This window comes from bacterium, assembly GCA_020444325.1.
GTDB lineage: Bacteria > Bacteroidota > Ignavibacteria > SZUA-365 > SZUA-365 > BM516.
Genome location: JAHLLD010000002.1, coordinates 295,232 through 308,107, shown reverse-complemented (window position 1 = coordinate 308,107; position 12,876 = coordinate 295,232). Strand labels below are relative to the sequence as shown.

Below are 12,876 nucleotides of genomic sequence, written 5' to 3'. Positions count from 1 at the left end.
CACCGGGTTAATTCGCCTCCGCGACGGTAAACGAGGCGTGCAGGATGTTTTCGAGCGACAGCTCGAGCCTGTCGCCACCGGCGATGGGAGCGACGCCGTGCGGCGTGCCGGTATAAATGAGATCGCCCGGCAGCAGCGTCACGATGCTGCTGATGTAGGCGATGATCTTCGGGATGGAGAATATCATGAGACTGCTGTCTCCCTCCTGCCGCATTTCTCCGTTGACACGAAGCGAGAAGCGCAGGCGGGAAAGCTCACCAAGTCGCTGCAACGGGAGGAAATCCGAAACGCAGGCAGCAGTTTCAAATCCCTTGGACACCGTCCATGGCAGTCCCTTGTCCCTCAATGCTTTTTGCGTATCGCGGGCGGTGAGATCGAGTCCTATCCCTACACCGGTAACATGCTGCAATGCGTTTTCTTCGGAGATGTTTCTTCCTTCTTTTCCAACCAGCAGTACGATCTCCGTCTCGTGGTGCACATCACTGCTGAATGCCGGCAGTTCGATCTGACGTTCCCCGGTGATCAGCGACGCCGCAGGTTTGAGGAAGAGTACCGGTTCGGCGTTGAATTCATTTTCCAGTTCCTGGATGTGCTTGATGTAATTGCGTCCAATGCAGTAAATCGTGCCTGCTTTGATGGACTGACTGTCTGGAAGGAGGTTTACGGTTGGCATGGCGATGGGATAGTGATGATGAATTCCTGATGAAATATACAGTCTCGCGGGCAGGCGAAAAAACGTGATCGGGCGGGAGCAGTCGGTCCTGTTACCGCGCAGGTGGTTGGTCTCCGAAAAAAACAACGCCGTCCCTCTCATGAGAAACGGCGCTGCAAAATGCTCGTACCGGAAACAGGCAGGATCAGGTACCGGCGCTGTAATCGTCCATGTACTCTTTTTGCTCCTTCGTGAGCTTGTCAATCTTGTAGCCCATGGTACGGAGTTTGAGCGCGGCGATATCCTGGTCCTGCTTGACAGGGATATCATGCACCGCGGTGTCGAGGCGCTTGCCTTTCTTCGCGAGTTCGGCCAGGCGCAACTGCGAGAGGAACTGGTTGGCGAAGGACATATCCATCACCTCGGAGGGATGTCCCTCGGCGGCAGCCAGGTTGACCAGGCGTCCCTGCGCGAGCAGGTATACACGGTTGCCGTTTTTCTTGAGGATGTATTCCTCGTTGTTGGCACGGATCTGACGCTTGCTCTTTTTGATCTTCTCGAGCTCAGGGATATTGATTTCACAGTCGTAGTGACCGGTGTTGCAGACCACGGCGCCGTCTTTCATCATCTGGAAATGTTTTTCGCGGATGACATCCTTCACGCCCGTAGCAGTAATGAACACATCGCCCACCTTGGCTGCCTGATCCATGGTCATCACCTCATGTCCCTCGAGCGTGGCCTTGAGTGCCGCGGTCGGCTTGACTTCGGTAACGATGGTATTGGCGCCGAGTCCCTTCGCACGTTCGGCGACGCCCTTTCCACAGTGGCCATAACCGGCGACGACGACGTTCTTGCCAGCGAACAGAATGCTCGTTGCGCGCAGGATGCCGTCGAGGGTAGACTGTCCGGTACCGTACACATTATCGAAATCCCACTTCGTCTCGGCGTCGTTGACAGCGATGACCGGGTATTCGAGCTGTCCCGCATCCGCCATGGCACGCAGGCGATGCACGCCGGTCGTGGTCTCTTCCGTACCACCGAGGATTTCAGGGATCAATTTTTTGTGCTTGTTGTGGATGGTGAAAATCAGGTCCGCGCCATCATCGAGCGTGAGGTTGGGCTTGAAATCGAGCGTGCGCTCGATGGCCCAGTAGAATTCCTTCACGTTCATGCCGTGCCATGCGTAAATGGACGTACCCTTTGCGGCGAGCGCGGCGGCCACTTCGTCATTGGTAGAAAGCGGATTGCATCCGCTCCAGCTCACATCTGCTCCAGCAGCGGCGAGCGTTTCGACGAGTACGGCGGTTTCCTTGGTCACGTGGAGGCAGCCCGCAATGCGGAAACCTTTCAGCGGCTTGGTCTTCTTGTACTTCTCGCGCAGCGCCATCATGACAGGCATGCGGCTTTCGGCCCACTCAATTTTCTTGCGGCCCTCGTCGGCGAGCTTGATGTCTTTGACCTTGTAGTTCTTTTTGGCTTTTGCCATCAGGGGATCACTCCTGTATTGAAATAAACGGTTAATCGAAATTGATGATCTATACCAGCTTCTTCTTGATGTCTTTCACCATGTCGAGTTTCTCCCAGGTGAACGTCTTCTCGCTGCGCCCGAAGTGTCCGTACGCTGCGGTTGCGCGGTAGATGGGACGACGCAGTTTCAGCCGTTCGATAATACCGGCCGGCGTCAGGTCCACGTTCTTCTGCACCCAGCGCTCGATATCGGTATCGGTGACGCCGTTCTTCGCCGTGCCGTGCGTATCGACATGCACCGACACCGGTTTGGCCACGCCGATGGCGTAGCCGATCTGAATCGTGCATTCGTCCGCCACACCAGCTGCGACGAGGTTCTTCGCGAGATGACGCGTGGCGTATGCTGCACTGCGGTCCACTTTCGACGGATCCTTACCGCTGAACGCGCCGCCGCCATGGGGAGCCCATCCACCGTACGTGTCGACGATGATCTTGCGTCCCGTCAGTCCAGAATCCCCGTGGGGGCCACCAATTTCAAATCGTCCCGTGGGATTCACATGCAGCTTGACGCGTCCCTCGAGCAATTCCTCGGGAAAGACTTTTTCAATCACATGCTCACGCACATCCTCTTTGATCTGCTTCTGGGAGACGCTCGGATCATGCTGCGTAGATACGACGATGGTATGCACACGCTTCGCTTCGCGTCCCTCATACTCAAAAGTCACCTGTGACTTCGCATCGGGACGTAGGTACGGCATGAGCTTCGGCTCATTCTTCCTGATCTCGGCGAGCCGCTGCACCAGCTTGTGGGAGTAGAGAATCGGACGCGGCATGAATTCGGGAGTCGCGTTCGTCGCGTAGCCGAACATGATACCCTGGTCGCCCGCACCGCCGCCTTTCACGCCGCGGAAAATGTCGGGAGACTGCTGGTGAATATGCGATGCGACGCCGCAGCTGTCTGCGTCGAAGCGATACTTGGGATCCGTATAACCGATCTCGCGTACCGTCTCGCGTACGATTTCCTGCACGTCCACATACGCGTCCGTGGTAATCTCACCGCCGACCAGCACGAAACCTGTCGTCGTAAAGCACTCGCAGGCCACCCGCGCCTGCGGATCGTCACGAAGAATACTGTCGAGCACCGCATCGGAAATCGCATCGCAGACTTTGTCCGGATGTCCTTCGGATACGGATTCGGATGTGAAGAGATAAGACATGGAAGTTTTCCTATCAGGTAATAATATGACGTTATCAATCGATCAATCTATGTCGTAGCTCCGCCTCCGGTGATCCTGCAGCTTACAGGCTCAGTACCGGTACATGTTCTTCACTCACCTTTCAATGCGGAGGGAAGGAACACAGCAGGGAACCGCAACTACTTCCCGCTCAGAATGCGGTATTATTAAAAGGTAAGAGAAAAATCTTTTCCGAAAAAGGCCACAATCAGCGCAATCAAGGGGAACACGGATCTCCACGGATTATACGAATCTTCGCGGAGACTGGGGGAATCCGAATTTGTCAACCGCTACAGTCACTGCTGGCAAATCGGGCCTCTCCTTTCCTCCGGCCTGCCGCGGCGAAGTCCGAGCGTAGCGAGGACGAAGACGGGTGAACATCCGTGTTCCCGTTGAGCGCAGCTTGTTGCATTTATCTTGCATCGCTCCTATATTTGTTGACTCGCCATCCTAGCTCAGTTGGTAGAGCAGCTCACTCGTAATGAGCAGGTCGTCGGTTCGAGTCCGATGGATGGCTCCAGAAAAGATACTCCCCGTTCTTCCTTGCGAAGGACGGGGTTTTTCTTTTTCCCGGTGATTATCTTGTGGGATGCGTTTACTGATCATCGACAACTTCGACTCATTCACCTACAACCTGGCCCAGCTGTTTGCGGCACTCGGAGATCAAGTGGATGTCGTCGTGCGGCGGAACGACGTTCCGGTTAACGAACTGGCCGCTCTGCGACCGGATGCGTTATGCATTTCACCGGGACCGGGAACGCCACGCGACAGCGGCGTCAGCCGTGAGGCGCTGAGGCGATGGGAGCGCGAGCTGCCTATACTCGGTGTCTGTCTCGGGATGCAGGTGATCAATGAACACTATGAAGGACGTACGGTGCACGCGCCACTTCCCGTGCATGGGAAAGCCCAGCTTCTGCGACATAGCGGTGCGGGGGTGTTTGCCGGACTCCCTTCCCCCTTCCGTGCCGCGCGCTATCATTCGCTCGCAGTGAAGCGAGCGTCGGAACTACTCGTTGAAGATGCGTGGACCGATGACGGCTGCGTGATGGCACTGCACCACAGCGCACTGCCAATTCATGCCGTGCAATTTCACCCCGAATCATTCATGACGGAACACGGCAGCGCGATGGCTGCAAACTTCCTTGCGCTTGCCGGGATGAGGATGAAGCCGGAGGACCCGCGATGAGTTTTCATGATCGCCTCCGCTCGATGCGTCCTTCAGTGAGGCGGGAAAGTACCTCCCGGGGAAGCCACGATGACTTCGTCGCGGAAATGCAGCCGGATGCCGAATCCCTGCCTTCAGCCATATATCTCAGTGGGGCGGAGCACGACTGCAGCCGCCGATCACTTGCAATGCTTCGTCCCGCCGCCATGCTCCGCGTCAAAAACGGCGTCGCTGAACTGCTTACGACACGCGGCTGCGAGCGGGAAGAAAATACGGACCCTTTCACACTGCTTGCCGCAGTCAGGGAAGGACTCACCGGCATTGAAACAGAGCGGGACGCCACGGCGGCTGTCGCCTGCTATGTCGCCTACGAAGCGGGAAGGTACATCGAACGATTGCCCGCAGCAGCGGAGGATGTGCTGGACCTGCCGGATTTCGTCCTTCTCTGGCCTACACGCATGCTGCACTTCGATCATGCCGCGGCGCAGCGAAGCGAATACAGTATCGTCTGGGCGATGGACGGCGAGCAGTTGCAGCCGCTTTCGGAGAACGGTATTTCAGCGCATTATGCAGATTCTGCATATTCCGGCCCGAGAAAATATGCAGAAACCGCATATTCACCTGCGTCGCTGCCAAGGCGCGGCTTTTCGCGTGAGGAGTATGAGTCTGCCGTACGCCGCGTGCGGCAGCACATTTACGACGGCGACGTCTACCAGGTCAATCTTTCCCAGCGTTTCAGCTTCCCGCTGCCGCAGCCGGCATTTTCGATCTGGCTCCGGCTCTTCGAGCAGAACCCAGCTCCCTTCTATGCCTGGGTAAACGCCGGGGATCACTGCGTGCTTTCGACATCGATGGAGAGGCTGTTCCGCCTGGAGACAGCGGATGACAAGAGCGTGCACATCGAGACGCGTCCGATAAAAGGCACGCGTCCCAGGGGACAGAACGATGAAGATGACAGCCAACAGGAACGCGCCCTGCTGGCCAGCGAGAAAGACGATGCGGAGCTTTCGATGATCGTGGACCTTGCGCGCAACGATCTCGGACGTGTATGCCGCACGGGAACTGTGCGCGTGCGGGAACACCGGCGCATCGAACGCTATGCCAACGTCATGCACCTGGTGTCCATTGTCGAAGGCACACTGTCCGGCGAAGCTGGAATCGACGATGTGTTCCGCGCGGTATTTCCCGGGGGATCGATCACCGGCTGTCCGAAAATCCGCGCAATGGAAATCATCGATGCGCTGGAGCCGGAGACTCGTCATGTCTACACGGGGAGTGTCGGTTTGCTTGAAGCGGACGGCACGGCGGATTTCAATATCGCCATCCGCACCGCGGTGGTACGCAGCGGCATCTGTCACCTTTCGGTGGGAGGCGGTATCGTGTTTGATTCCGATCCGTCGGACGAATACATGGAGACCCTGCACAAGGGCGCGACATTTTTCAACATCGCCGGAGTGGAATCCGGCCTTGAGGAGTAATACCGATGCAGCAGATCATTTATGTCAACGGAGAATACCACCCCGCGCGTGAAGCCCGCGTGCCCGCCATGGATGCCGGCATGTTGTTCGGGGCGGGACTGTTTGAAACCCTGCTCGCTCGAAATGGAACGCCCCGTCTGCTCGACAGGCATCTGGCCCGGCTGCGTGCTTCCTCCAACGCGCTCGGCATCCCGTTTGCACTTGAGGACGAAGAGGTGCGCCACATCATCGGCGAACTGCTCACGCGCAATGAACTGCTGGACTTCGAATGCCGTGTAAAAATTCTCGCAACGCCCGGGGACGTAGCGCAGCACTGGACGCATCGTCACGACACCGTGATGATCACTGCTGAGCCTTACGTGCGTCCCCCGCAGGACATCGCCTGGAAACTCCGTGCACCGGAACAGATGCTGGCGACGCCCATCGCCGGACACAAAAGCACGAGCTATCTTTCCTACCGCCACCTGCTGCACGCCGCGCGGCGTGAGGGGTATGACGACGCCGTGCTGCGCGACCGTCGGGGCAACATCTCCGAATGCACGTTCACATCACTCCTGATTTTCGACGACGACAAACTGGTGCTCCCAGAATCTGACGATGCGCTGCCCGGCATCACCAGTGGTGTCATGGCGGAAATATGCAGCGACCTGGGCATGGAGGTACAGCGGCGCACCGTGCAGCCACAGGAGCTTACCTCGGGAGCGATAATCTGCGTGGCAAACGCCCTGCTGGGACCCTTTCCGGTCAGCCATGTCGGCAACCATGCCGTCCCCCTCTTCCCGGCTGAAGGCATGCTTCCGCTGCGCGATGCCTGGCTCGCATTTTCCTGACCGGAAACTGCGCAAGTGCCTGTTCCCTGCTGGTTTGTATCAGTCACGCATTCCGGCTATATTCGTATGATTACGAGCTGATTTTCACCCTTTCCCGGAGAAAATGTGTCTTCCGATTTGATCGTCTTCCTCGTCCTTGCCGCCGTCGCGGTACTCTCAGGGATTTTGATGATCACGCGCGCGAATCCGGTCAACAGCGCCCTGTTCCTCATCCTGAATTTCATTTCCCTCGCCGGCATTTACCTCACACTCAGCGCCCAGTTCGTCGCCATCATACAGATACTCGTGTATGCAGGTGCGATCATGGTGCTCGTGCTCTTCGTCATCATGCTTCTCAATCTCGAGGACGAAGTGCCGCTCCGTGAAACCATGACGAAACGGCATTATGCAAGCCTGCTGTTCGCCCTCGTGACCCTCGGACTCATTATTGAAGTGATAGCATGGAAGGGGGCCGATTCACTTGCCGGTTTCACACAGCAGGCGCCGACGAGCGCTGAAATAGGGACTGTCGAACATATCGGCGGCGTGCTGTTCACGCGCTTCGTCTTTCCTTTTGAACTGACGTCCATTCTGCTGCTCGCGGCCATGATCGGTGCCGTGGTGCTGGCCAAAAAGCGTTTCCCCTGATCGAATGACCAAACGGAATACGGACTCATGATCCCCATACACTACTACCTGATTCTCAGCGCTGTCATGTTCATCACCGGTGTGGTGGGAGTGCTCACACGCCGCAATGCGATTATCATCTTCATGTGTATCGAGCTGATGCTCAACTCGGTGAACCTGACCTTCGTTGCGTTCTCGTCGTATCTCGGCAACGTCAACGGACAGATTTTCGTCTTCTTTGTCATGGCCGTCGCTGCAGCGGAAGCTGCGGTCGGACTCGCGATCGTTATCGCACTGTTCCGAAACAAGCAGACGGTCAACATCAACGACGTCAATATTCTCAAGTGGTGACACTGTCTCGGCCTGTGCGGGACAGCATTACCAATCCATCGACTACTGAAACTTCATAACGTCCATTTCGACCCATGCATCAATACGTCGGGCTTATCGTACTCTTTCCGCTGATCGGACTGCTCATCAACGGGCTGTTCGGACGGAAAATCAAGAATGAAAAGCTGATCGGAAGCATCGGCAGCGGCGCGGTGGGGCTTTCCTTCCTCGTAGCCGCAGGCATTTTCATCGAAATGCTTGGCATGCCCGCCGAAGAGCGTGGAAGCGTGGTTACGCTGTTCACCTGGCTGGCCGCCGGCACATTCAAGGTTTCCGCCGCCTACCAGGTCGACCAGCTTTCCATCTTCATGACCCTCGTTGTCACGGGTGTCGGTTTCCTCATTCACGTCTACTCGATCGGCTACATGCACGGCGACCGCAGTTTCTGGAGGTTTTTCACCTACCTGAACCTGTTCATTTTCGCCATGCTGAATCTCGTCCTTGCCGACAACTACGTGCTGATGTTCCTCGGCTGGGAAGGTGTCGGACTCTGTTCCTACCTCCTGATCGGGTTCTGGTACGACAAGAAATTCGACGGCGTGGGCATTACATGGACGGGTGACGCGGGCAACAAGGCCTTCTGGGTCAACCGCATCGGCGACTTCGCCTTCATGCTCGGCATGTTCCTGATCTTCAAGGAATTCGGTTCGCTGACGTTCAATGAAGTCATGCAGGGTTCGGAACACCTGGCTGTCGGGAACAGCACCGTGTTCTGGATCACGTTGCTGCTTTTCATCGGCGCAACCGGAAAATCGGCGCAGATCCCGCTGTTCGTCTGGCTGCCCGACGCCATGGCTGGTCCCACCCCCGTCAGCGCCCTGATCCATGCCGCAACCATGGTTACCGCCGGCGTCTACATGGTGGCACGCAACTCCGCGCTGTACGCACTGGCGCCTGACACCATGATGGTCGTCGCCATCGTCGGTGCGCTCACCGCCATCATGGCCGCGTCTATCGGACTCGTACAGAACGACATCAAGAAAGTGCTGGCATACTCTACCGTCAGCCAGCTCGGATATATGTTCCTCGCCCTCGGTGTGGGCGCTTTCACCGCTGGTATTTTCCACGTGATGACGCATGCGTTCTTCAAGGCCTGCCTCTTCCTCGGATCCGGTTCGGTGATTCATGCCATGCACGAGGAGCAGGACATTCGCTACATGGGCGGACTGAAGAGCGTCATGCCGAAGACGTACTGGACCTTCCTCATCTCCAGTTTCGCCATCGCGGGCTTCCCGCCGCTGGCAGGGTTTTTCTCCAAGGATGAGATTCTCTGGAAATCCTTCGCTGACGGCTCGGTACTGCTCTGGGGCATCGGTGCGCTGGCAGCACTGATGACGGCATTCTACATGTTCCGCATGGTCACACTCACCTTTGAAGGCGAGCCGCGCTGGGCGAAAGACAAGCATCCGCATGAATCCCCGGCCACGATGACCATTCCGCTCATCGTGCTTGCTTTCCTGGCCATTGTGGGCGGCTTCATCGGCATCCCCGCCGTGCTCGGCGGCGGCAACGCCATTCACCAGTGGCTGCATCCCATTTTCGCACAGGCGGAGCACACCATGGCGCTGGCCGAGCATCACAATCACACGCTCGAGTACATCCTCATGGCGGTGAGCGTCGCGATCGGCTTCATCGGTTTCTGGTTCGGTCGCTCGGTGTTCTTGAAGAACCCGGAAGCGGACAACAAGATTGCCGCGAAAACCGGTTTCCTCTACCGCCTGCTTGCCAACAAGTATTATGTCGACGAGGGGTACAACGGCAGTGTCGTGCGTCCCCTCGTGAAGACCTCGGAAAGCTTCCTGTTCCGCGTGTTCGACGTACGCATCATTGACGGTATCGTCAACGGCGTCGCAACACTGACCGCATGGGTCAGCCGCAGTATTCGCGTGATCCAGACAGGCGTCGTGCAGAGTTACGCCGCCCTGATCGTTCTCGGTATCGTTATCGTTCTCGGATTGATCATATTGAGCTGATACAACACGATGATTCCACACGTTCTCAACGTCGTACTTTTTCTCCCCCTCATCGGCCTCGCAGCCGTGCTGCTCGCGCGCCGCAGTGACGGAGCCGCCCGCTGGACGGGACTCGGCGCCTCGCTGCTGAACTTCCTCGTCTCGCTGGAACTGTTCTTTGCCTACGACCCGGCAAATCCGGCGATGCAGTTCGTGGAGAAAGTCAGCTGGATTCCCGCCCTCAACGTGAGCTATCATGTCGGACTCGACGGGATTTCCCTGCTGCTGGTGGTGCTGACCACCTTCCTGACTCCCATCGTGCTGATTTCGTCGTGGAAATCCGTGACGAAGCAGGTGCCCGCCTATGTCGCACTCATGCTGCTGCTTGAAACGGCCATGATCGGCGTCTTCTCCTCCCTCGACACCTTCCTGTTTTACGTGTTCTGGGAGTTGATCCTCATCCCGATGTATTTCATCATCGGTATCTGGGGCGGCAAAGAGCGCATTTACGCCACGGTGAAGTTCTTCATCTACACCATGGTCGGTTCGCTGCTCATGCTCATCGCCATTATCTGGCTGGGCTACTATGCCTCCACCCTTCCGGGCGGCACGTTCACCACCGACATTACCATGCTCTTCGACATCGCGCCGACGATTCCGCTCGACATTCAAGGATGGATGTTCGCGGCCTTTGCGCTGAGCTTTCTCATCAAGGTTCCCGCCTTCCCGCTGCACACCTGGCTGCCGGACGCACACGTCCAGGCACCCACCGGCGGATCGGTTATCCTGGCCGGTGTGCTGCTGAAAATGGGGACCTACGGTCTGATCCGTTTCAACCTCCAGCTTTTCCCGCTGGCTTCCATTGAATTCGCCTCCGTCCTTTCCGCGCTTGGCGTGGTGGGCATTATATACGGAGCACTCGTTTCCATGGTGCAGAAGGATGTGAAAAAACTTGTGGCCTATTCCTCCGTCAGCCACATGGGTTTCATTCTTCTCGGCATTTTCGGCATGACGATTGAGGGTTTGCAGGGTGGACTCATCCAGATGATCAATCATGGTCTCTCCACCGGCGCACTCTTCCTTATCGTCGGCATGATTTACGACAGACGTCATACGCGCATGATTGAAGATTTCGGCGGACTCGCCCGACAGATCCCGGTGTTCTCGACGTTCTTCATGATCGTCACACTGTCATCGATCGGCCTCCCCGGACTCAACGGTTTTGTCGGGGAATTCCTTATCCTCCTCGGCTCCTTCAACTCCACTGTACTGGGCTCGCACTGGTACGTCATCTTCGCTGCCACGGGCGTGGTTTTTGCGGCCGTCTACATGCTCTGGATGTTCCAGCGCGTGGTGTTCGGTGTCTCCCGCAGCGAGGAAAACAGCAAACTTGTCGACCTGTCGTCACGTGAAATCGGGCTGCTCCTGCCTATACTGCTTTTCATCGTGTGGATCGGCATTTATCCGAGCACCTTCATGGAGAAAACCGAACCCACGATGCAGCGCGTCGTCGACAAGCTGGAACAGGTACAGCGTGGTGAATTGCTGTCAACCACTGTTTCAGACCAGTAAATGCACAGGAGCACCTTGTTGAAACCGTTTTCCCGAATTTTCAGAGCGTGTATGACCACGCTCGTGGCTCTGATGCTTTTCAACGTCCCGGCCTTCGCGTCGGAGGCGGGTGAAATGCATTTAATTGAGCCCGATCCCCTTATGGTGATTCCCTTCATCCTTCTCCTGCTCGCCATTGCCCTCATGCCTTTCATCAACGGACACTGGTGGCATCATTATTTTCCGCATGTGGCCATCGGACTCGGCCTCATCACCATCATCTACTATGTCTTTTTCCTTCAGAATCCCGTGCGCATGCTGCACTCGGGAATCGAGTACTTCAGTTTCATCGCCCTCGTCGGTTCACTGTATATCGTCGCGGGCGGGCTGCACATCGCCCTGCAGGGCTATGCATCGCCCATTAAAAACACCATCATCCTCGCCATCGGTGCCGTACTCGCGAATATCGTCGGTACCACCGGCGCGTCGATGATTCTCATCCGTCCCTTCCTCCGCAACAACAAGTCGCGTCTGCACGCGTACCACATCGTCTTTTTCATCTTCATCGTCAGCAACATCGGTGGCGGACTCACCCCGATCGGCGATCCCCCGCTCTTCCTCGGCTACCTGAAAGGCATACCCTTTTTCTGGGTGCTCGAGTATGTGTGGGATATCTGGGGACTGACCATCCTCATGATTCTCGCGGTATTCGTCGCCATCGACTGGTTCTACTATATGAAGATGCCCGCCGACATCAGGCACAAGCAGGATGACGCCGGGGATAAGACAAAGGTGGAAGGACTGCACAACATCGGCTTCCTGCTGATGATTCTCGTCGCCGTGTTTATCCAGGATCCCCCCTTCGTGCGCGAAGCCATCATGATCATCGCCGCCGCGGGTTCCTATTACACGACGAAGGAGCATGTGCACAAGGCCAACGACTTCAATTTCTTCCCGATCAAGGAAGTGGGCTTCCTCTTCCTCGGGCTCTTCGCCACGATGGTGCCTGCCCTCGACTGGCTCGAGCTGAACGCCGGTTCGCTCGGCATCACGGCTCCGGGACAGTTTTACTGGGGCACGGGCATCCTTTCCTCCTTCCTCGACAATGCGCCGACGTACCTGAATTTCCTGAGCGCCGAAATCGGTTTGCTCGTCCAGCCCGACCTGATTCACCAGGTGCAGGAAGTCATTGCGAACGGTGCGCTGCACGCCCCGAACTTCATGCAGTATTCCGAGGAAGTACGTATGACGGTCAAGACGCTCGTGGAATATCACCCGAGCATGGTGGCCGCAAACAGCGTGCCGCTCAGCGACATCCAGGTGTCACAGCTGATCAGCGTGCACCCGCTGTACGTGATGGCCATCAGCGTTTCCGCCGTCTTCTTCGGTGCGATGACGTATATTGGCAACGCCCCGAACTTCATGGTGAAGTCCATCGCCGAACAGATGGGCGCGAAGATGCCCTCGTTCTTCGGCTACATGATCAAGTTTTCAATACCCATACTGCTGCCGATCTTCATCCTGATCTGGTGGCTGTATTTTTCCTAACC

At 56.9% G+C, this 12,876-nt stretch carries 11 protein-coding genes and 1 tRNA gene; 9 read left to right on the top strand and 3 right to left on the bottom strand.

The genetic code is table 11. The annotated features are described in order from the left end of the window. Positions 1-7 precede the first annotated feature (7 nt). From KQI65_04050 to metK, 3 genes are all read right to left on the bottom strand, one after another. Positions 8-673, bottom strand: coding sequence for a fumarylacetoacetate hydrolase family protein (locus KQI65_04050; protein ID MCB2203896.1), 666 nt, complete (start codon positions 671-673; stop codon positions 8-10). A 184-nt stretch (positions 674-857) separates the two neighbouring features. Continuing rightward, entirely contained in the window at positions 858-2,138 is a 1,281-nt protein-coding gene (locus tag KQI65_04045) for an adenosylhomocysteinase (GenBank protein MCB2203895.1), read from the bottom strand. A gap of 49 nt (positions 2,139-2,187) precedes the next feature. Beyond that, a complete protein-coding gene (gene metK / locus KQI65_04040) occupies positions 2,188-3,336 on the bottom strand; it encodes a methionine adenosyltransferase (protein ID MCB2203894.1) in 1,149 nt (382 codons plus the stop codon). A gap of 462 nt (positions 3,337-3,798) precedes the next feature. On the opposite strand from metK, the gene KQI65_04035 reads away from it, so the two are divergent. The 9 genes from KQI65_04035 (at position 3,799) to KQI65_03995 (ending at position 12,874) form a co-directional block, all read left to right on the top strand. Then, a tRNA-Thr gene (locus tag KQI65_04035) sits at positions 3,799-3,874 on the top strand. Positions 3,875-3,943: 69 nt separating this feature from the next. Next, a complete protein-coding gene (locus KQI65_04030) occupies positions 3,944-4,540 on the top strand; it encodes an aminodeoxychorismate/anthranilate synthase component II (protein MCB2203893.1) in 597 nt (198 codons plus the stop codon). Further along, entirely contained in the window at positions 4,537-5,997 is a 1,461-nt protein-coding gene (locus KQI65_04025) for an anthranilate synthase component I family protein (protein ID MCB2203892.1), read from the top strand. The genes KQI65_04030 and KQI65_04025 overlap by 4 nt, the downstream gene beginning before the upstream one ends. Before the next feature lie 5 nt (positions 5,998-6,002). After that, positions 6,003-6,827, top strand: coding sequence for an aminotransferase class IV (locus tag KQI65_04020; protein MCB2203891.1), 825 nt, complete (start codon positions 6,003-6,005; stop codon positions 6,825-6,827). A gap of 168 nt (positions 6,828-6,995) precedes the next feature. Then, positions 6,996-7,454 (top strand): NADH-quinone oxidoreductase subunit J, encoded by a 459-nt coding sequence (locus KQI65_04015; protein ID MCB2203890.1) that lies wholly within the window; start codon positions 6,996-6,998, stop codon positions 7,452-7,454. A gap of 27 nt (positions 7,455-7,481) precedes the next feature. Continuing rightward, the gene (gene nuoK / locus KQI65_04010; protein MCB2203889.1) at positions 7,482-7,784 is read left to right on the top strand and encodes an NADH-quinone oxidoreductase subunit NuoK; all 303 of its coding nucleotides are present in this window, start codon (positions 7,482-7,484) and stop codon (positions 7,782-7,784) included. Between the two features lie 74 nt (positions 7,785-7,858). Continuing rightward, the gene (gene nuoL, locus KQI65_04005) at positions 7,859-9,796 is read left to right on the top strand and encodes an NADH-quinone oxidoreductase subunit L (GenBank protein ID MCB2203888.1); all 1,938 of its coding nucleotides are present in this window, start codon (positions 7,859-7,861) and stop codon (positions 9,794-9,796) included. Positions 9,797-9,805: 9 nt separating this feature from the next. Next, a complete protein-coding gene (locus KQI65_04000) occupies positions 9,806-11,347 on the top strand; it encodes an NADH-quinone oxidoreductase subunit M (GenBank protein ID MCB2203887.1) in 1,542 nt (513 codons plus the stop codon). Positions 11,348-11,461: 114 nt separating this feature from the next. Then, entirely contained in the window at positions 11,462-12,874 is a 1,413-nt protein-coding gene (locus KQI65_03995) for a sodium:proton antiporter (protein MCB2203886.1), read from the top strand. Positions 12,875-12,876: the final 2 nt, after the last annotated feature.

What these genes read in the sequence shown, in the direction of transcription:
- KQI65_04050 (MCB2203896.1), bottom strand. Translation starts at nt 673, where the DNA reads ATGCCAACCGTAAACCTCCTTCCAGACAGTCAGTCCATCAAAGCAGGC.
- KQI65_04045 (MCB2203895.1), bottom strand. Translation starts at nt 2,138, where the DNA reads ATGGCAAAAGCCAAAAAGAACTACAAGGTCAAAGACATCAAGCTCGCC.
- metK (MCB2203894.1), bottom strand. Translation starts at nt 3,336, where the DNA reads ATGTCTTATCTCTTCACATCCGAATCCGTATCCGAAGGACATCCGGAC.
- KQI65_04030 (MCB2203893.1), top strand. Translation starts at nt 3,944, where the DNA reads ATGCGTTTACTGATCATCGACAACTTCGACTCATTCACCTACAACCTG.
- KQI65_04025 (MCB2203892.1), top strand. Translation starts at nt 4,537, where the DNA reads ATGAGTTTTCATGATCGCCTCCGCTCGATGCGTCCTTCAGTGAGGCGG.
- KQI65_04020 (MCB2203891.1), top strand. Translation starts at nt 6,003, where the DNA reads ATGCAGCAGATCATTTATGTCAACGGAGAATACCACCCCGCGCGTGAA.
- KQI65_04015 (MCB2203890.1), top strand. Translation starts at nt 6,996, where the DNA reads ATGATCACGCGCGCGAATCCGGTCAACAGCGCCCTGTTCCTCATCCTG.
- nuoK (MCB2203889.1), top strand. Translation starts at nt 7,482, where the DNA reads ATGATCCCCATACACTACTACCTGATTCTCAGCGCTGTCATGTTCATC.
- nuoL (MCB2203888.1), top strand. Translation starts at nt 7,859, where the DNA reads ATGCATCAATACGTCGGGCTTATCGTACTCTTTCCGCTGATCGGACTG.
- KQI65_04000 (MCB2203887.1), top strand. Translation starts at nt 9,806, where the DNA reads ATGATTCCACACGTTCTCAACGTCGTACTTTTTCTCCCCCTCATCGGC.
- KQI65_03995 (MCB2203886.1), top strand. Translation starts at nt 11,462, where the DNA reads ATGCATTTAATTGAGCCCGATCCCCTTATGGTGATTCCCTTCATCCTT.